Origin of the sequence: Streptomyces sp. NBC_01197 (assembly GCF_036010505.1) — a bacterium.
Classification (GTDB): domain Bacteria; phylum Actinomycetota; class Actinomycetes; order Streptomycetales; family Streptomycetaceae; genus Streptomyces.
In genome coordinates this window covers 4,211,446-4,229,766 of sequence record NZ_CP108569.1, presented here as the reverse complement: position 1 = coordinate 4,229,766, position 18,321 = coordinate 4,211,446, and the positions used below count along the sequence as shown (strand labels likewise).

The following is an 18,321-nucleotide window of genomic DNA, read 5'->3' as shown; positions in this document are numbered from 1 at the left end:
GAGGCGCTCCGGCCGGTCTCAGGCCCCGGCCCCGGCCGTGACAGGACGGCCTTCGGACGAGACGTCGACAGGGACATCGGCAGCGGCATCGGCACGGGCACCGGGCTGCTGAACGGCTGTACGCGCGGGCTCTGTCCGGGCCGGAGCTTCCGCCGGTCGCCGCCGGCCGACGAAGGCCAGACCGTGGTACCCCACCAGCGTCACGAGCGTGCCCAGTGCTATCCCGCTGATGGAGAAGGTGTCCGTCAGCGTGACCGAGACCCCGCCGATCCCCAGCACCGTGCCGGCCGCGATCGGGACGAGGTTCTGCGGGTTGCCGAAGTCCACGCCCGCCTTGATCCAGATCTTCACGCCCAGCAGCCCGATCATCCCGTACAGCACGACGGTGATGCCGCCGAGTACGCCGCCGGGGGTAGCCGCCACGAGCGCACCGAACTTGGGGCACAGGCCGAAGACCACCGCGGCTCCGGCCGCCGCCCAGTACGCGGCCGTCGAGTAGACCCTGGTCGCGGCCATGACCCCGATGTTCTCGGCGAACGTGGTCGTCGGCGCACCGCCGACCGACGAGGACATCGCGGTGGCGAGACCGTCACCCAGAATCGCCCGGCCGAGCGTCGGATCGAGGTCCTTCCCCGTCATCTCGGCGACCGCCTTGATGTGCCCGGTGTTCTCGGCGAGCAGTGCGATCACCCCCGGGAGTACGAGCAGGATCGCCGACCCGGAGAACGTCGGCGCCTGGAAGTGCGGCAGCCCGACCCACGGCGCCGAAGCGACCCCGGACAGCTGCACCCGCAGATGTCGGCCCACCCCCCCGCTCGGGCCCGGCGAGGTGATCGGGCCGGCGAGCCGGTCCAGCAGCCAGGACAGCAGGAAGCCGGAGACCAGCCCGACGAACACCGCGAGCCGTCCCCAGAAACCGCGCAGCAGCACACCGGCGCCGACGACGACACACATCGTCACGAACGCCACCCACTGGTCCTGCGGCCAGTAGATCTTCGCGACCACCGGCGCCAGATTGAGCCCGATGAGCAGCACGACGGCTCCCGAAACCACCGGTGGGAACGCCCTGTTGATCAGACCGGGGCCCGCGTAATGGACCACGAGACCGACCAGGGCGAGCACCAGGCCAGCGACGAGGATCGCGCCGGTGACGGTGCCCGTGCTGCCGCCGGCGGCCCTGATGGCCGCGACCGCGCCCACGAAGGACGCGCTGGTCCCCAGATAGCTGGGAATCCGCCCCTGCACGACGAGCAGGAACAGGACGGTCGAGAGCCCCGACATCATGATCGCCAGGTTCGGGTCGAGGCCCATGACGACGGGGAACACAAAGGTCGCGCCGAACATCGCCACGACGTGCTGTGCCCCGAGCCCTACCGTACGGGGCCAGGAGAGCCGTTCGTCCGGCATCACCACGGCTCCCGGCAGCGGACGGCTGCCGTCGCCGTGCAGGCTCCAGCCGATGCCGAGCAGTCGGCGCGGCGAGCGGTACGTGCCTTTCATCTTTCCCTCCGGTCCATGGCGGGGCCGCCGCGCACCATGCCCGGCGGCCCCCACAGCGTTCGACGGTCGATGGACGGTGCCCGATGGATGACGGCAGGCGGACGGTGATCGACGGGCACCGGCTCCGGTCAGGGCTCCACCCGGCTGGAGATGCCCGCGATCGCCGCGTCGGCGCGCTGGTCCGCCAGGTCGGCACTGGGCGCCTGGACGATCACATGGCCGAGCCGGGTGTACTTCCGGTGGGCGCTGCCGATGAGGTCTCCCGGCTGCACATAGGAGCGCACGAGTGCGACGTGCGGGCTCTGCGCCAGCCCCTCCAGGCCGCGGAAGACACCGTGGCGCACCGTGCTGATGAACCTGATCGCGGCGGCGTCGGTGCGCCGCGGCCGGGTGCCCGGTCGCTCGCCCAGGACGGTCTGGAGGTACACCGCTGCCGTGTTGACCCCGGTCGCGAGCTCGATCGCCTGCATGGTGGGTACGTCGGGCGGCCCGACGTCCACCGCGATCACCGTTGGCCCGGCCTCCGTCACCCTGAGATCGCTGTGGGCGACTCCGTCGCGCAGGCCGAGCGCGGCCAGCCCGCTCTCCACCGTCGAGAGGATCAGGGCTTCGGCCGGCAGCCCGAAGCCGGCCGGCATCGTACGGCCGGTGTCCTCGCGGAAACGGCCGGTGGTGGTGTAGTTCCGCATGATCGCCAGGTGGGTGAACTCCCCCTGGTGCACGGCCGTCACCACACCGCACGACGCACCCTCCACATGCTGCTGGATGAGGACGGTCGTATCGACGGGCGCACCGTACGGCAGGCTCTTCCGGCGCCGCTGCGCCACCCGCACCATCCCCGCCAGGTCGTCGGGGGAGTCCACCGGAATCACCCCCACCGAACCGGCGCTCTCGGCCGGCTTCACCACCAGGGGGTAACCGAGCCCTGCCGCGCTCCCGGCCGGAATCCCGCCGTCGGGCGCCGGTACGGCCAGGGTGCGCGGGTGCGGGACTCCCCGTTCGCGGAACGCCTCCGCCATCAGCCACTTGTTACGGGTCGCGGGCGCGGCGGCGGGATCGTGCCCCGGCAGTCCGAGCCGGGCGGCCAGCAGGGCGCCCAGCGGGGAGAGGAACTTCCAGCTGACCCCCACGCCCCCGACCCCGCCCTGGACGCAGTGCTCGGTGAGCTGGTCCAGGGCGTGCAACGGGATACGGAAGTCGGTGAACACGACGCCTGCCAGCCGGTTGCGCAGCGCGTCCCCGTAGTTCCGGTAGAGCGTCCGGTGGGTCGCCACATGGAGCCGGATGTCGAGCTCGTCGGCGGCCTGCGCGAGGCGTTCGGCGACTTCGCTCTCCGCTCCGAGGAGCAGCACTGTTCTGACCACGGTTGGTCAACTCGCCTTCCGCGGAGTGCCCCAGGGCAGCCCGGCGTGCTTCCGGGCCGTCACGTGCCGTAGGCCCTGCTGAACTTCCCGATGATGTAGTCGCCCGAGCGCACCGGCTGGTGCCTGGGCGGGTTGTCCGGCCCGGTACAGGTCGGAATGCACTCGATGAGCGCGTCGTAGGAGGGCTGGTGGAAGAAGGGCACCGAGTACCGCTCCCGGCCGGCCAGCTCCCGCGGCGGGTTGACGACCCGGTGCACGGTGCTCACCCAGCGGTTGTTGGTCCAGATGGCCATCAGATCGCCGATGTTGACCACGAACGAGCCCTCGATCACCGGGACATCGAGCCATCGGCCCTCCTTGTCGAGGACCTGCAGCCCGCCGGGGCCGTCGTCCTGGTAGAGGATGGTGAGGCTGCCCCAGTCGCTGTGCATGCCCTTGCGCAACTGCCCCGGCGCCGGCGGAACGGGCTGCTTGGGGTAGAAGTTCGCGGTCAGATTCGTCATGTGGTGCCGGATCTTCTCCTCGAACCAGTCCTCCGGGAGGTCAAGGGCGAGGGCGAAGAGCCGCATGATGTCCGCTGCCAGTGTCTCCATGGCCGCGTAGTAACTCCGGTACGCCTCCGCGAAGCCGGGCAGCTCGGGCCACCGGTTGGGCGTGCGCAGCGCGGGGTCGGCATCCGGCGGAAGAGCCGATTCGCCAGGCTCGCCCAGGCGGTTGACGGTGTACGTCTCCGACACATCCGGCAGGGCCCGCTCCTGCTCGACCAGGGCTTCCTCGTTGGACGCGGCGAGGCTGCCCTCGCGGCCGAAGCCGCGCATCAGCGGGTCGGACGCATCCGCCCGCAGCGCCACCTTCCGCGCGGCGGGCAGCGCGAAGAACTCCCGGGTGGCCCGGTACATCTCGGAGATCGTGTGCTCCTGGACGCCGTGCCCGACGACGACGAGGAAGCCGCTGGTCCGGCAGACTTCGTCGATCACCGCGGCAAGTCTCCGGTCCGCGCTCTCCCCCGTACGGGCGGAGCTGAGGTCGATCACCGGGACATAGCCGTCCACCACCGTGACCGGGTCGGCCTCCCGCGGCTTGCTCTCCAACTTCACTACCGACATCATTCCCACTTCCGACTTCCGATTTCAGCCCCAGCGCGGAGGCGGAGGCTCCCACGATCCGATCAACTCGATGAACTCGTCGGCGTCCGCGACCGCCGGGAGCGTCCCGGCCTCGCCGGGACGGAGGAAACCACTGGCGGACATCCGGCAGTTCATCCGCAGCAGCCGGTCCCAGTACCCGTCGACATTCAGCAGGGCCATCGGCTTGTGATGGCTGCCGAGGATCAGCCATGCCCACACTTCGAGGATCTCCTCGACCGTGCCGACACCGCCGGGAAGCGCCACGAAGGCGTCCGCCAGGTCGGCCATGAGCTGCTTGCGCTGGTGCATGGTGTCGACGACGTGCAGTTCGGTGAGGCCCGGATGGGCCACCTCGGCATCGACCAGATGGCGGGGAATGACTCCCGTGACCCGGCCGCCGGCGGCCAGGGCCGTGTCGGCGACGACGCCCATGAGGCCCGCCGCACCGCCGCCGTAGACAATCTCGTGTCCCGCCGCGACCATCTCCTTGGCGAAGACAGCCGCCTCGTCCCGGTAGGCCGCCCTGTTGCCCAGGGCCGATCCCGCGTAGACCGTGATACGCATGGCAGAGATCTCCGTCCGGTCAGGGGCTCACACGCCCGCACTTCTCGAAGGACGCGTGGGTCAGCGGCATCAGCCGCGCGAACTCGTTCTCCATCTGCTCTGCGACCAGCTCGATCTCACGCTGGGGATGCGACACATACGTGGCGTCCGAGCGGTTGGTGCGCAGGGCGAGGAAGTGCATCAGTGAGCGGGCGTTGCAGGTCGCGTAGACCGTCGAGTACGTGGCCACCGGGAGTACGATCCGGGCCAGTTCACGGGCGATCCCGGCATCGAGCAACCGCTGGTACTCGCGGAACGCCGCCCGGTACGCCTCACTGGTGGACGTGGACAGCAGCTCGTAATCCTGCTCGGTGCCCTCCACGTACTGGTAGTGCCCCGGCTTGCCCTCCTGGCGGAGCATGCGGTCACGGTCGGGGACGTAGAAGACGTTCTTGAGGTCCTTGTAGCGGGCGCTCTCCTCATTGAACGACCACATGCGGTGGCGCATCATGTGCCGGATCGTGAAGATCGGCGCGTGCACCAGGAAGGTCAGCGAATTGTGCTCGAAGGGGCTGCCGTGGCGGCTGCGCATCAGATAGTTGATGAGTCCCGCTATATACGCGTCGCCGCGTTCCTCGCGGTGTGCTTCCTCACCGGCGGTGGACACCCGGGCGGCGCGTACCACCGCGAGATCGGACGCGGTGTGGTCGACGAGTTCGGCGGTGATCGTGGAGCGGAGCTCGATCTCGGGACCGAAGACCGCGGATTCGGCAGTTCCGGTCCCGGATTCCAGGGCTGTGGTGATCGTCATTCGTTCTCTCCTCAGCTGAGGTGGCGTGATTGCGTCGGCCGGAAATACAACAGATCAGTCCCAGCCGTGGTCGCTTGCCGGGGACACGTCGGCCGCTACGCGGGTGGTGGCGGTGTGCGGACCGGCCGCGAACTGCGTGACCGCACCGGCTCCGACGACAGATGCGAACGTCGCGCCGGCCACGGCGGCCACCAGCGCCGCCTTGACTCCACGGCGAGCGGCGACGGTCTTGATCTGGTCGTTGTACTTCCGCATGGCTTCTTTTCCTTTTCGCTGAGTCTGCGAGTCTTCGAGTCCGCTTCTGCGTTCTCCGTGCGACCCCTTCGCACATTTCTATTCTTCGAGAAGGGGACGCCCGCTATAAGGTCAGACTTGTGCAGTGCGTAAGTAGGAACCATGGGACCGGGCGCTCGACCAGCAGAAACGGTGAGGCTCCGGTGCCGCAGCCGACCGATGAGTCGACTGCGGCAACGGAGCCTCACCGTCGCGATGGTGGTCTCTCCACGGGAACGGAAAACTGAGCCCGATCCCCTTCACGGCCCCCTCCGCCGGAATGCTTCCTACCGGAATATTCACTACCGGAATAACGGCTACCGGAATGCTGTAATTCCGGAATGCCGGCTACCGGATTCTTCGATGCCCGAATATGCCCAGGGGTAATGCGCCCTGCTAAGGGCTGTCCCGCAATTCCTGGTGGATCAGCGCGCGGCGTCAGATGCGGTGCATCGCAAGGCGGAGGGACGTCCGCATACTGGATGTATGTGGACGTTCCGACAACGCGGCGAGGTGCCGTAGCTGTCGTCGCGCGCCCGCCGGGAATTGCGGGACAGCCCTTAGGTCCTGGGCCTAACGGTCGAGGCCGCAGACGACCCTTCCCGGCCGCTGGACACTGCCGGACTCCTGCACCAGGCCCCTGCCGGACTCGTCGTGGATCTGCCGTACGGCGAACGTCGCCGTCACGACGGCGGCGCGGGCGTGCCCGAGCGCCTCCCGTGCGGAGTCCACGTCACGGTCGGCCCTGGGGAGCCGTTCGACCACGTCCGCCGCGCACTCGATGAGATGCAGCGCGGCACGCGCAAGACGGTCGTCACACGGAAAGCCCTGGGCCACCGCCTTGTGGGCCGTCTCCAGCATCGCTGTCGCGGTCAGCTGGGTGTCTGTTTCGGTCACGGCTGATGTCCCCTCGATAGGTCGGTCCACGTCGATAGGTCGGTCCGCGCCGGCGCCGGTCGAGCACGATTCTGTTGCCGCCCCCGGAATCCCGGAAGGGTCACATCCATGCAGGTGCAGAGAACTGCACGTCAACCAGGGCGAGTTCACGACCTGGCGAGCCGCACGGCAGCACGGCAGAGCCTTAGACTCAGCGGTCAGCCATCTTGACCGCAGGGGAGCATGCTGTGCGCAGTACCGCAGTGACAGGCAACGGTGACCGCATCAGGTGGGTCGAACTCCCGGGCGCCGAGCCCGCACGTATCTATCTGCACGGCCTCGGCGCGACCTCACCCGCCTACTTCGCCGAGGTCGCGGTCCATCCACTGCTGGCAGGCCGCAGGTCGCTCCTGATGGACATGCTCGGCCACGGCATCAGCGACCGCCCCACCGACTTCGGCTACACCCTGGAGGCGCATGCCGACGCCCTCGCGGCGGCCATCACCGCGGCGGGCGTCTCCGGCGCCGAGGTCGTCGCGCACAGCATGGGCGGCTCGGCGGCAATCGTTCTCGCCGCACGCCACCCGGAGCTGGTCTCCCGCCTCGTCCTGGTCGACGCCAACCTCGACCCCCTGGTGCCCACGCTGGGAACACTCGGCAGCAGCGGCATCGCCGCCTACTCCGAGGAGGAGTTCCTCGCGTACGGCTGGGCAGAGGTACGCGACCAGGCCGGGGCCCACTGGTGGTCCACCATGCGGCTGGCGGGCCGGGAGGCCCTGCACCGCAGCGCCACCCACCTGGCCCACGGCAGCACGCCGTCGATGCGCGAGCTGCTCCTCGGCCTGAAGATCCCGCGCGCTTTCCTGTACCCGGAGACCGACGGCTCGCTCCCCGGCGCCGACGGGCTCACCGCGGCCGGCGTATCAGTGGTCGCGATCCCGGACTGCGGGCACAACATCATGCTGGACAACCCGGCCGCGTTCGTCAGGGCCACGGCCAGGGCACTCGAAGCCGACACCGCTCACTGACCTCGCCCGGCCCCGGGGGCGCCCCGGGGCTCAAGTCCCGCGCCCCGAGCCCTCTTGACAGTGATGGGGTGGAGGGTCCGATACCCCACCCAACCACCCTCCCCGCGCGTGCTGTTGACTTCTCGTGACCGACTTGCCACGGGCAGTTGCCAGGCTCTAGCGTGCTCACAGAACGTGAACGGCCCCGGTCGGTGCGCCAACACCGGCTCCGGGGCCTGACCATCCAGATCGATATAGCTGCGAGGTTCGATCCATGGCTGACAGCCACCTTAATCCTGCCCCGAACCCGACACACGGGGCCCCTCACCCGATGGCCAATCCGGGCTACGGAAAGCGCTCCGCGCCAGGTCAACGCGCGTACAGCGCAGCAGATTTCGCGCTGCTGCCGCCCCGCGAAGCGGCCATCGCCGCGTACATCGACCGGCTGCCGGACGGGGCCGACATCTCGGTGAAGACGCTGGCCAAGGTCCTTCCGTACGGGCAGTGCGCCCTGCGCACCGCGCTCAACGCCCTTCAGCGCGCCGGGCATCTGCGCCGGGGCAGCGAGCACCTGATCGGGGCGGACAGCGCCCGCTGGGTGACCCGTACGTGGTTCTCCCGCACCGCCCGCGACGACGACTGGTGGGCCGCCTTCACCACCGGAGGCGTACCGGAGGACGCACTTCCACCCCAACGGCCCACCCGGTCACGGGCGTTCATCCTGCTGGCCGCCCTCGGCCGCACCGCGCCCTCGTTGAGCCTGTCGGCGGCGGACTGTGCCGCGCTGGAGCCCCTCGCCGCCACGTGGTTCGACCGTCGCGCCACCGAGCCGGAGATGCTGCACGCCCTGACCGCCGGGCTGCCCTCCCCCGTACACCGCGCGTCCTCACTCGTCCGCAGGCGGCTCACCGACAAGCTCCCGCCCGAGCGCCCGCCACTCCCGGCGCCACGCCTCCCGCGCCCGGCTCTGCGGATTCTGGAGTGCGGAAAGTGCGGGGTCCCCGGGCGCCCGGAAGCCCTGCCCGGCGGTGAGTGCGCGGAGTGCCGGGGCGGACCCGTACGCCGCCCCGCCCCGCTCACCCCGGCCCAGGTCCACACCCGGGCGGCACAGGCCCGTGCGGCAGCGACTCGACAACCCGAGAGGACCCGCACATGACCGTTCAGCTCACTCGGCCCCGGAACAGGGCACGATGGAAGGGAGGAGGCGACGCCATGACCCCCAGCACCGCTGACCACGCCCAGGACGCCCAGATGTCCGTCGAGGAGTTCGAGGAACTCGCCCGCCACGCGCCCGAGACGGTGTCATTGGAATTCATCAGTGGAAAGCTTGCGGTCAAGCACGTGCTGGACCAATTGCATGGCGCCATTGTCATGTGGCTGCTGAGGCAATGCATGCAGCATCGCCCTGAGCTGGCCCTGTATCCGGAGCAGGGACTCAAGGTGGACTCCTACCGCAGGGGCCGCGCCTGCGCGGACGGTGCCCTGGCCCCGCTCGACCACTACGTGGGCCAGAGCGGCGAGTGGGCGGACCCCGATGGCACGCTCATGGTTGTGGAAGTCACCTCGTACGACGCGGACACGGACCTCCGTGACCGCGTGGAGAAGCGCGACGGCTACGCGGCCGCAGGCATCCCCGTCTACCTTCTCGTCGACCGGGACGCGGAGAAGCTCGTCGTCTACAGCGAGCCGGACCGGGGCGAGTACCGGACCCGTACGTCCCACGCCTATGGCTCCACGGTCACTCTTCCCTCCCCGGTCTCGATCACCCTGGAGACCGGGAGGCTCAAGGACTACGCCGGCTGACGAAACCCTCAGGGAACGCCCGAGGGCGGTACCCCTCCGAGAAGGGGTACCGCCCTCGGTCCGTACGAACTGCTCGCCGTGCTACGGCTGGAACAGCCGATCCTCGCTCTCGCTGAGGATCAGAAGTCCATGTCACCGCCGGGCATACCGCCCGGGGCGCCGCCGGGAGCGGCCTTCTCCGGCTTGTCGGCGATGACGGCCTCGGTGGTGAGGAACAGCGCGGCGATCGACGCGGCGTTCTGCAGCGCGGAGCGCGTGACCTTCGCCGGGTCGATGATGCCCTCGGCGATCATGTCGACGTACTCGCCGGTCGCGGCGTTCAGGCCGTGGCCGACCGTCAGGTTGCGGACCTTCTCGACGACGACTCCGCCTTCGAGACCACCGTTGACGGCGATCTGCTTCAGCGGGGCCTCAAGCGCGAGCTTCACGGCGTTGGCACCGGTCGCCTCGTCGCCTTCGAGCTCAAGCTTCTCGAACACCGCGGAAGCCTGGAGCAGGGCCACGCCACCACCGGCGACGATGCCCTCCTCGACGGCCGCCTTCGCGTTGCGAACGGCGTCCTCGATGCGGTGCTTGCGCTCCTTGAGCTCGACCTCGGTCGCGGCACCGGCCTTGATGACGGCCACGCCGCCGGCCAGCTTCGCGAGGCGCTCCTGGAGCTTCTCGCGGTCGTAGTCCGAGTCGGAGTTCTCGATCTCGGCGCGGATCTGGTTGACGCGACCCTGGACCTGGTCGCTGTCACCGGCACCGTCGACGATCGTGGTCTCGTCCTTGGTGATGACGACCTTACGGGCGCGGCCGAGCAGGTCGAGACCGGCGCTCTCCAGCTTGAGGCCGACCTCCTCGGAGATGACCGTGCCACCGGTGAGGATGGCGATGTCACCGAGCATGGCCTTGCGGCGGTCGCCGAAGCCCGGGGCCTTGACGGCGACGGACTTGAAGGTGCCGCGGATCTTGTTGACGACCAGGGTCGACAGCGCCTCGCCCTCGACGTCCTCCGCGATGATCAGCAGCGCCTTGCCGGACTGCATGACCTTCTCGAGCAGCGGAAGGAGATCCTTCACGTTGCCGATCTTGGAGTTGACGATCAGGATGTACGGGTCGTCGAGCGACGCCTCCATACGCTCCATGTCGGTGGCGAAGTACGCCGAGATGTAGCCCTTGTCGAAGCGCATGCCCTCGGTGAGCTCAAGCTCAAGCCCGAAGGTCTGCGACTCCTCGACGGTGATGACGCCTTCCTTGCCGACCTTGTCCATCGCCTCGGCGATGAGCTCGCCGATCTGGGTGTCAGCGGCGGAGATGGAGGCGGTCGAAGCGATCTGCTCCTTGGTCTCCACGTCCTTGGCCTGCTCCAGCAGAGCGGCGGAGACGGCCTCGACGGCCTTCTCGATGCCACGCTTGAGGGCCATCGGGTTGGCACCGGCGGCGACGTTGCGGAGGCCCTCACGAACCAGCGCCTGCGCGAGGACGGTCGCGGTGGTCGTACCGTCACCGGCGACGTCGTCCGTCTTCTTGGCGACCTCCTTGACCAGCTCGGCGCCGATCTTCTCGTACGGGTCCTCGAGCTCGATCTCCTTGGCGATGGAAACACCATCGTTGGTGATCGTGGGGGCGCCCCACTTCTTCTCAAGGACGACGTTGCGGCCCTTGGGGCCGAGGGTGACCTTGACGGCGTCGGCGAGCTGGTTCATCCCGCGCTCGAGACCGCGCCGTGCCTCCTCGTCGAACGCGATGATCTTGGCCATGTGAAGTGGTCCTCCCGGACAGGGGGTGGAAAGCGTCAGACCTGGCGGTGCCCGCGACGGACGGCCTGCTTGCCCGGTGGTTCCTTGCCCCACCCGGCCCGCGGGCCTCACCAACCCGGTCCTTCTGTCACTCTCACTGGGAGAGTGCTAACGCCAATGATTAGCACTCGACCCCTGTGAGTGCAAGCGCCTTCGAAGAAGGCCCACGTGGGTGCGGTGCTGCCCCCGGACGCACGAGAGGCCCGCGCCCCTGTGTGGGGTGCGGGCCTCTCGGCGTGAGTGGGTCGGTGGCCGATCGCGCCGAGATCAGACGGCGAGTTTGACCATGTCCGCCTGCGGACCCTTCTGGCCCTGCGAGATCTCGAACTCAACTCGCTGACCTTCTTCAAGGGTGCGGTAGCCGTCCATCTGAATCGCGCTGTAGTGGACGAAAACATCCGCACCACCGTCGACCGCGATGAAGCCGTACCCCTTCTCCGCGTTGAACCACTTGACGGTGCCCTGAGCCATGCCTAACTCCCCTATTACTGGCCCTTGCACAGAGCCCGCACTTCGCGGGATCCGGGTCAGACCTTGCGCCGGAACGCGTCGACCGCGGCTGAATGTATCTGCCCAACTGCCCTCTGCAACAGGTCAATCGGACGAGAATTCTGAGCACGGCTGAACGCCCCATTGGGCGGATTTCCGGGTATCCCAGGGCAAGTCGGGCCGGGCAAAGGGCACTTACGACGCAAAGAGATCTACGCATTGCCCAGACATTGACGCGTGCTCATACGCGCTCGGCGCGGGCGATCAAGGGGGCTGCCCCAACTCTACCGTGTTCAATCATGCTGAATTGCCCCCTCCGCTTCGTACGCGGAGAGGGCAACGGGTCCAGCAGATGACACGACGGACGGCGGGGCGGACCCCCGGGCGGCGAGCACCGGGGGTCGCCGCGGCGCCGCAGGGGCTTGCTCAGCCGCCGGCGACGGCCGGGATGATGGAAACGCCCGCGCCGTCCGGCGTCGCCGTCTCCAGGCCCTGCTCGAAGCGCACGTCGTCGTCGTTCACGTACACGTTCACGAAGCGGCGCAGCTTGCCCTGGTCGTCCAGGACGCGGGCCGCGATGCCGGTGTGGTTCTTCTCCAGGTCGGCGATGACCTCGGAGAGGGTGCCGCCGTCGGCGGCGACCTCGGCCTGGCCGCCCGTGTAGGTGCGGAGGATGGTGGGGATGCGGACCTTGACGCTCATACGGGATTACCTTCCAGGAGTCCGGGGCGGGACGGAACGGGCGGGTACGGACAGGGCTGGGTACGGAGAGCCCGGGTCAGGCGCCCGTGGCCAGGCCGGCCTCGCGGAACGCGTCCAGGGTCGGACGGATCGTCGCGGTCGGGCCGGACGTCGGGGCGACCGCGTCCAGGGTCTTGAGGCCGTCACCCGTGTTCAGTACGACGGTGGTGAGCGACGGGTCGAGCAGACCGGCCTCGATGAGCTTCTTCGTCACGCCGACGGTCACGCCGCCCGCAGTCTCCGCGAAGATGCCCTCGGTACGGGCCAGCAGCTTGATCGCATCGACGATCTGCTCGTCGTTGACGTCCTCGACGGCGCCGCCGGTGCGGCGGGCGATGTCCAGGACGTACGGGCCGTCCGCCGGGTTGCCGATGGCCAGCGACTTGGCGATCGTGTCCGGCTTCTGCGGCCGTACGACGTCGTGACCGGCCTTGAACGCGGTGGAGACCGGTGAGCAGCCCTCGGCCTGCGCGCCGAAGATCTTGTACGGCTTGTCCTCGACCAGACCGAGCTTGATCAGCTCCTGGAGCCCCTTGTCGATCTTCGTGAGCTGGGAGCCCGACGCGATCGGGATGACGATCTGGTCGGGCAGCTGCCAGCCGAGCTGCTCGCAGATCTCGTACGCCAGGGTCTTGGAACCCTCGCCGTAGTACGGGCGGAGGTTGACGTTGACGAAGCCCCAGCCCTCACCGATCGGGTCGCCGATGAGCTCGGAGCAGAAGCGGTTGACGTCGTCGTAGTTGCCCTCGATGCCGACCAGTTCGCCGCCGTAGACGGCGGCCATCACGACCTTGCCCTGCTCCAGGTCGTGCGGGATGAACACGCAGGAGCGGAAGCCGGCGCGGGCGGCGGCGGCGCCGACGGCTCCGGCCAGGTTGCCCGTCGATGAGCAGGAGAGCGTGGTGAAGCCGAAGGCGCGGGCGGCCTCGACGGCGATGGCGACGACACGGTCCTTGAAGGAGTGCGTCGGGTTGCCGGAGTCGTCCTTGACGTGCAGAGCGCCGGTGACACCCAGCTCGCGGGCGAGGTTGTCGGCCTTGACCAGCTTGGTGAAGCCCGGGTTCAAGTTGGGCTGGTCGGCCACACCGGCGGGGACCGGCAGCAGCGGGGCGTAGCGCCAGATGTTGTTCGGGCCGGCCTCGATGCGCTTCTTCAGCTCGTCGGGGGAGCCGCTCGGGAGGTCGTACGCCACTTCGAGCGGCCCGAAACAGGAGGCGCAGGCGAAGAGGGGGCCGAGAGGGAAACGCTCTCCGCACTCGCGGCACGAGAGGGCGGCGGCGGGGCCGAGATCGACGGCCCCGGTGGAGTCACTGGTGCTGGTGACGGTCTGTACAGCCATGGTGGCGAGGTCCTCTCCTCATCTTCCTCGCGACGTACTTCGCCGCAAGACGGAATTGGCACCTTCCCCACCATGACCTCGCGGTCGGCAGGAGGGTTGCCGGGACTTCTACGGGCCGTTCCCTCAGTCCCTCTGGATGAGCGCTTATGACGCGAGCCTTGAGGCCCGGCGTGTTTGTCCGCATCTGCTGACCCCGGCATCCCGTGGCCATTTGCGTTGTTCAAGACTGTAACCGAAGGCAGTGACAGTTGAGATAGTCGTCCGAACCGCGAGATGGCTCACAGTCAAGGAGACGCGTCGTGCTGGAAGAGGTGGACCGCTGGCTGACCAGGCGTTCCTGGTCGGCGGCCGACCGTCCGCTGGACCGGCTGATCGCGGCCAAACGCGGCACGAGGGTAAGTGTCGTCCTGCCCGCGCTCAACGAGGAGGCGACGGTCGGGGCGATCGTCGCGACCATCCGGCGGGAGCTGATGGACGCCCTGCCGGTGCCGCTCGTGGACGAGCTGGTGGTCATCGACTCCGGCTCCACCGACCGTACGGCCGCTGCCGCCGCTGCCGCCGGGGCGCGGGTGGTGCACCGGGACGAGATCCTGCCGCGGATTCCGGCCGTGCCCGGCAAGGGCGAGGTGCTGTGGCGTTCGCTCCTGGTGACCGGCGGCGACATCGTCTGCTTCGTGGACGCGGACCTGCGGGAGTTCTCGGCGGACTTCGTCTCGGGGATCGTCGGGCCGCTGCTGACCGACCCCGATGTGCAGTTCGTGAAGGCCATGTACGACCGGCCGCTCGGCGAGACCGCCGGTCAGGGCGGCCGGGTGACCGAGCTGGTGGCGCGGCCGCTGCTGAACCTGCACTGGCCGCAGCTGGCCGGCTTCGTCCAGCCGCTGGGCGGCGAGTACGCGGTACGGCGCTCGCTGCTCGAACAGCTGCCCTTCCCGGTCGGTTACGGGGTGGAGCTGGGCCTGCTGGTCGACGCGCTCCACACGGTGGGGCTCGACGCGCTGGCGCAGGTCGACGTGGGCTCGCGCAAACACCGCCACCAGGACGGGCTCGCGCTGGGGCGGATGGCGGCGGCGATCTACCGCACGGCGCAGCTGCGGCTGTCGCGGGGGCAGCTGGTGCGGCCGGAGCTGACACAGTTCGAGCGGGGCGCGGAAGGGTCGGGCTTCGTACCGCGGACGCACGCGGTGGACACCGAGGAGCGGCCGCCGATGCGGAGCGTCGGGGAGTACGCGGCCCGCCGGGCCGCCTGACCGGAGACTGCCGGGGCGGACGGCCACGGACAGTGTCCGGCAGCTGTCCATGGAAAGGTTTTAGCCATAGTCGGCACGAGAATCCGCACCCCTCACCAGGCCGCGATATCCGTGTAGTCACCGCCTTATTGGCGGGAAGGAGCACTGCGACACCGTAAAGAAACAACGGATTTCGTTGCGATGACGCTTTAACGAACCCTTGACGTGAATGGTCGTCGGGAGTTGTATTCGGTCACCGGAGCGGCGTGGACGTCGTCGCGGTCCGCCCCGCATGTGCGGCACTCTTCAGCGAATACCCAGCGAATGCCCGAAGGTGCCCGCCCCCTCATGCCGCCAGCCTCATGACGCCAGCACCGATGGGACAACGGATGACCTCTACGCCCGACACGACCGTTGCCGCGACCCCCGGGAAACCGGAGGCCGACACCCGTGCCGCCAGGGCCGGGGAAGCGCCCACCCTCACCCGTTCCATCGGTGTGGTGGGAGGGACGCTGCTCACGCTCTCCTGTCTGACCCCGGCATCGTCGCTCTTCGTGATCGTGCCGGACTCTTTCGCTACCCTGGGCACCGGAACGGCCCTCACCATCGCCATCGCGGGTCTGCTCTGTATCGGAGTCGCGTTCACCTACTCGGAGCTGGGCACGCTCATACCGAGCTCCGGTGGCGAGTACGCCATGGTCGGGACCCTCATGGGCCGGCTCGCCGGCTGGCTGGTTTTCGTCCTCTCGCTGATCGTCGTCATGATCGTGCCGCCCATCATCGCGCTGGGCACCGCCGACTATCTGGCGCCGATCGTGCATCTGAACCCGCAGTACACGGCGGCCGGAGTGATGCTCCTCGCCACCGCGATGGGCCTGCTCGACCTGCGCGCCAACGCCTGGATCACCGGCATCTTCCTGGTCCTGGAAGTCGTGGCCTGCGCGGTCGTCGCCTTCCTCGGCTTCACCCACACCAGCCGGTCCGCGTCGGTCCTCATCCACCCGGTGATGGACGCCGGGCACGGCCAGAGCTCGGCCGTCACCGCCGGTCTGATCGTGACCGGACTCGCCACCGCGCTCTTCATCCTCCAGGGCTTCTCGACCGCCGTGTACCTGGCCGAGGAGATGGACAACCCCCGCCGCAACGTCTCCCGCACCGTGCTGTGGACGCTCGCGATCGGTGCGGCCGTCGTCCTGATCCCGGTCATCGCGATCACGCTCGGCGCCCCGGACCTCAAGACCCTCGCCACGGGCAATGTCGCGGGCATGGTGCAGACCTGGAGCAACTCCGGCGTCGGCACGTTCGTCAGTCTCTGCATCGCGCTTGCGATCATCAACGCGGCGATCGTGATGGTGATCCAGAACTCCCGCGTCGTCTACTCGTCGGCCCGTGACGCGGCCTGGCCGACCGCCGCCAACCGCGTCCTCTCCCACATCGGCAAGCGCTACAGCTCCCCCTGGGCGGCGACGCTGGCCGTCGGCGTCCCCGGAGCGGTGCTCTGCTTCGTCAATCTGGACACGCTGAGCGAGGTCACCGGTGTCGCGGTGGCCGCGATGTACGTCTTCGTCGCGCTCGGCGCCCTGGTGTCGCGCCGCGGTGAGCACAAGCACCGGCTGGCCTGGCGCATGCCGCTGTGGCCGGCGATCCCCGCACTGCTGGTCGTGGTCCTGGCCTGGGTGCTGTACCAGCAGAGCGTCGAGAGCCTGGTCATCACCGGTGTCATCGTCGCCGTCGCGGCGCTGTACTGGGCGCTGTACCTCCGGCCCCGGCAGGCCACGCACTGGGTGATCTCCGTCCCCGAGGACGAATTCGCCCCGGCGACGGACGCTTCGGGCACCTCGTCGCGCTGATCCCCGCGCAGCACGGAACACCTCGTCGCACTGACCCCCGCGCCACCTGACCACGGGCCGTACCGGCCCCCGCGCCGTACGGGCGGCGGACCGCACCCCCCGGCGGCTCCGCCGCCCGTACGTTTGAGCGTCTCCGGCACGGGCTAGGTTCGCGTCATGGCCTCTCCGCACGCCGCCCGCGTCCTCGTCGCCTCCAACCGTGGCCCCGTCTCGTACTCCCTCCGTGACGACGGTGAACTCACGTCGAAGCGGGGCGGTGGCGGTCTCGTCTCGGGGCTCTCCGCCATCGGGGGGAACGCCGAATCGCTCTGGGTCTGCGCCGCACTCGGCGACGGTGACCGGGCCGCCGTGCGGCGCGGGATCGCCGAGGACGGGGTACGGATGCTCGACATCGACCCCGGGGTGCACGCCGACGCGTACAACGGCATCGCCAACTCCGTGCTCTGGTTCGTCCACCACATGCTCTACCAGACCCCGCTGGAGCCGGTCTTCGACGCGGAGTTCCGGCGCCGCTGGGACGCGTTCCGTACGTACAACCGGGCCTTCGCCGACGCGCTGGCCGCCGAGGCCGCCGAAGGCGCCGCCGTGCTGGTGCAGGACTACCACCTGTGCCTGGTGCCGGGGATACTGCGCGAACTCCGCCCCGACCTGCGGATCGCGCACTTCTCGCACACCCCGTGGGCGCCTCCCGAGTACTTCCGGCTGCTGCCCGACGACATCGGCGCGGAACTGCTGCGCGGCATCCTGGGCGCCGACCGGGCCGGATTCCTGACCCGGCGCTGGGCCGACGCCTTCGTCGCCTGCTGCACCGAGGTCCTGGGCGGCACCGGGGATACGCAGATCGCGGTGCACGGCCTCGGCGCCGACGGGGACTTCCTGCGGAAGCGGTCGCACGAGCCAGATGTGGACGAACGGATGGCCGCGCTGCGGGAGCGCATCGGCGGCGGCACGGGCGAGGGGCCCGACGGCCGCCGCAAGACGATCGTCCGGGTGGACAGGACCGAGCTGTCCAAGAACATCGTGCGCGGGCTGCTCGCCTACCGGGAGTTGCTCGACACCCGTCCCGAGTGGCGCGGCCGGGTGGTGCACATGGCGTTCGCGTACCCCTCGCGGCAGGACCTCGCGGTCTACCGCGACTACATGGCCGAGGTGGAGCGCGTCGCCGACGAGATCAACTCCCGTTACGGGACGGCGGACTGGACCCCGGTCGCCCTCTACCTCAAGGACGACTTCGCCCGCTCGCTCGGCGCCTACCGGCTCGCGGACGTCGCCCTGGTCAACCCGATCCGCGACGGCATGAACCTGGTCGCCAAGGAGGTCCCGGTGGTGACCGACCACGGGTGCGCGCTGGTGCTCTCGCGGGAGGCCGGGGCGTACGAGGAGCTGGGGCGCGACGCGATCACCGTGAATCCGTACGACGTGAGCGCCACCGCGGCCGCGCTGCACGAGGCACTCACCATGCCGGACGGCGAGCGGGCCGAGCGCAGCAAGCGGCTGGCCGCCGCGGCGACCGCGCTGCCGCCGCAGCAGTGGTTCCTGGACCAGCTGAACGCCCTGGACCCGGCCGCCTCCACGGGGTGACGGG

At 69.2% G+C, this 18,321-nt stretch carries 17 protein-coding genes and 1 riboswitch; of the genes, 6 read left to right on the top strand and 11 right to left on the bottom strand.

Annotation, left to right across the window (positions count from 1 at the left end; translation table 11 throughout):
* Positions 1–18: 18 nt before the first annotated feature.
* The 7 genes from OG452_RS19360 to OG452_RS19330 form a co-directional block, all read right to left on the bottom strand.
* Entirely contained in the window at positions 19–1,500 is a 1,482-nt protein-coding gene (locus OG452_RS19360) for a uracil-xanthine permease family protein (protein ID WP_327296829.1), read from the bottom strand.
* 128 nt (positions 1,501–1,628) lie between these two features.
* Positions 1,629–2,864, bottom strand: a complete 1,236-nt coding sequence (locus OG452_RS19355) for an ATP-grasp domain-containing protein (RefSeq protein ID WP_327296828.1) — start codon at positions 2,862–2,864, stop codon at positions 1,629–1,631.
* A 59-nt stretch (positions 2,865–2,923) separates the two neighbouring features.
* Positions 2,924–3,961: an isopenicillin N synthase family dioxygenase gene (locus OG452_RS19350; RefSeq protein WP_327296827.1), complete on the bottom strand. Its 1,038-nt coding sequence runs from the start codon at positions 3,959–3,961 to the stop codon at positions 2,924–2,926.
* Positions 3,962–3,994: 33 nt separating this feature from the next.
* A complete protein-coding gene (locus OG452_RS19345; RefSeq protein WP_327296826.1) occupies positions 3,995–4,555 on the bottom strand; it encodes a TIGR00730 family Rossman fold protein in 561 nt (186 codons plus the stop codon).
* Between the two features lie 19 nt (positions 4,556–4,574).
* Positions 4,575–5,345, bottom strand: coding sequence for an FAD-dependent thymidylate synthase (gene thyX, locus OG452_RS19340; protein ID WP_327296825.1), 771 nt, complete (start codon positions 5,343–5,345; stop codon positions 4,575–4,577).
* A gap of 54 nt (positions 5,346–5,399) precedes the next feature.
* Positions 5,400–5,600 (bottom strand): hypothetical protein, encoded by a 201-nt coding sequence (locus OG452_RS19335; protein ID WP_327296824.1) that lies wholly within the window; start codon positions 5,598–5,600, stop codon positions 5,400–5,402.
* A 591-nt stretch (positions 5,601–6,191) separates the two neighbouring features.
* Positions 6,192–6,515: a hypothetical protein gene (locus OG452_RS19330; protein WP_327296823.1), complete on the bottom strand. Its 324-nt coding sequence runs from the start codon at positions 6,513–6,515 to the stop codon at positions 6,192–6,194.
* A gap of 227 nt (positions 6,516–6,742) precedes the next feature.
* On the opposite strand from OG452_RS19330, the gene OG452_RS19325 reads away from it, so the two are divergent.
* The 3 genes from OG452_RS19325 to OG452_RS19315 all read left to right on the top strand — a co-directional run bounded on the left by OG452_RS19325 (position 6,743) and on the right by OG452_RS19315 (position 9,304).
* Positions 6,743–7,522: an alpha/beta fold hydrolase gene (locus OG452_RS19325; protein ID WP_327296822.1), complete on the top strand. Its 780-nt coding sequence runs from the start codon at positions 6,743–6,745 to the stop codon at positions 7,520–7,522.
* A 310-nt stretch (positions 7,523–7,832) separates the two neighbouring features.
* Positions 7,833–8,657, top strand: coding sequence for a hypothetical protein (locus OG452_RS19320; protein ID WP_327296821.1), 825 nt, complete (start codon positions 7,833–7,835; stop codon positions 8,655–8,657).
* A 56-nt stretch (positions 8,658–8,713) separates the two neighbouring features.
* Positions 8,714–9,304, top strand: coding sequence for a Uma2 family endonuclease (locus tag OG452_RS19315; RefSeq protein WP_327296820.1), 591 nt, complete (start codon positions 8,714–8,716; stop codon positions 9,302–9,304).
* Between the two features lie 119 nt (positions 9,305–9,423).
* Here the strand turns inward: OG452_RS19315 and groL are convergent, their stop codons facing one another.
* The 4 genes from groL to thrC form a co-directional block, all read right to left on the bottom strand.
* Entirely contained in the window at positions 9,424–11,049 is a 1,626-nt protein-coding gene (groL, locus tag OG452_RS19310; RefSeq protein ID WP_266855604.1) for a chaperonin GroEL, read from the bottom strand.
* 306 nt (positions 11,050–11,355) lie between these two features.
* Positions 11,356–11,559, bottom strand: coding sequence for a cold-shock protein (locus OG452_RS19305; RefSeq protein ID WP_005315736.1), 204 nt, complete (start codon positions 11,557–11,559; stop codon positions 11,356–11,358).
* Between the two features lie 444 nt (positions 11,560–12,003).
* Positions 12,004–12,279: a MoaD/ThiS family protein gene (locus OG452_RS19300; protein ID WP_266855603.1), complete on the bottom strand. Its 276-nt coding sequence runs from the start codon at positions 12,277–12,279 to the stop codon at positions 12,004–12,006.
* 76 nt (positions 12,280–12,355) lie between these two features.
* Positions 12,356–13,657 (bottom strand): threonine synthase, encoded by a 1,302-nt coding sequence (gene thrC, locus OG452_RS19295; protein ID WP_327296819.1) that lies wholly within the window; start codon positions 13,655–13,657, stop codon positions 12,356–12,358.
* Between the two features lie 15 nt (positions 13,658–13,672).
* Positions 13,673–13,800, bottom strand: a riboswitch (SAM riboswitch).
* Positions 13,801–13,956: 156 nt separating this feature from the next.
* Between thrC and OG452_RS19290 the strand changes: the two genes are divergently transcribed.
* From OG452_RS19290 to OG452_RS19280, 3 genes are all read left to right on the top strand, one after another.
* Positions 13,957–14,907 carry a glucosyl-3-phosphoglycerate synthase gene (locus OG452_RS19290; protein ID WP_327296818.1) on the top strand — a complete coding sequence of 317 codons (951 nt, stop codon included), beginning with the start codon at positions 13,957–13,959 and terminating at the stop codon, positions 14,905–14,907.
* A gap of 368 nt (positions 14,908–15,275) precedes the next feature.
* A complete protein-coding gene (locus OG452_RS19285; protein WP_327296817.1) occupies positions 15,276–16,736 on the top strand; it encodes an APC family permease in 1,461 nt (486 codons plus the stop codon).
* 156 nt (positions 16,737–16,892) lie between these two features.
* Positions 16,893–18,317 (top strand): alpha,alpha-trehalose-phosphate synthase (UDP-forming), encoded by a 1,425-nt coding sequence (locus OG452_RS19280; protein ID WP_327296816.1) that lies wholly within the window; start codon positions 16,893–16,895, stop codon positions 18,315–18,317.
* Positions 18,318–18,321 lie beyond the last annotated feature (4 nt).

Excerpts from the sequence above, each read along its gene's own strand:
- OG452_RS19335 (WP_327296824.1), bottom strand. The coding sequence starts at position 5,600 with ATGCGGAAGTACAACGACCAGATCAAGACCGTCGCCGCTCGCCGTGGA.
- OG452_RS19345 (WP_327296826.1), bottom strand. The coding sequence starts at position 4,555 with ATGCGTATCACGGTCTACGCGGGATCGGCCCTGGGCAACAGGGCGGCC.
- OG452_RS19320 (WP_327296821.1), top strand. The coding sequence starts at position 7,833 with ATGGCCAATCCGGGCTACGGAAAGCGCTCCGCGCCAGGTCAACGCGCG.
- thyX (WP_327296825.1), bottom strand. The coding sequence starts at position 5,345 with ATGACGATCACCACAGCCCTGGAATCCGGGACCGGAACTGCCGAATCC.
- OG452_RS19280 (WP_327296816.1), top strand. The coding sequence starts at position 16,893 with ATGGCCTCTCCGCACGCCGCCCGCGTCCTCGTCGCCTCCAACCGTGGC.
- OG452_RS19360 (WP_327296829.1), bottom strand. The coding sequence starts at position 1,500 with ATGAAAGGCACGTACCGCTCGCCGCGCCGACTGCTCGGCATCGGCTGG.
- OG452_RS19305 (WP_005315736.1), bottom strand. The coding sequence starts at position 11,559 with ATGGCTCAGGGCACCGTCAAGTGGTTCAACGCGGAGAAGGGGTACGGC.
- thrC (WP_327296819.1), bottom strand. The coding sequence starts at position 13,657 with ATGGCTGTACAGACCGTCACCAGCACCAGTGACTCCACCGGGGCCGTC.
- OG452_RS19285 (WP_327296817.1), top strand. The coding sequence starts at position 15,276 with ATGACCTCTACGCCCGACACGACCGTTGCCGCGACCCCCGGGAAACCG.
- OG452_RS19315 (WP_327296820.1), top strand. The coding sequence starts at position 8,714 with ATGACCCCCAGCACCGCTGACCACGCCCAGGACGCCCAGATGTCCGTC.
- groL (WP_266855604.1), bottom strand. The coding sequence starts at position 11,049 with ATGGCCAAGATCATCGCGTTCGACGAGGAGGCACGGCGCGGTCTCGAG.
- OG452_RS19300 (WP_266855603.1), bottom strand. The coding sequence starts at position 12,279 with ATGAGCGTCAAGGTCCGCATCCCCACCATCCTCCGCACCTACACGGGC.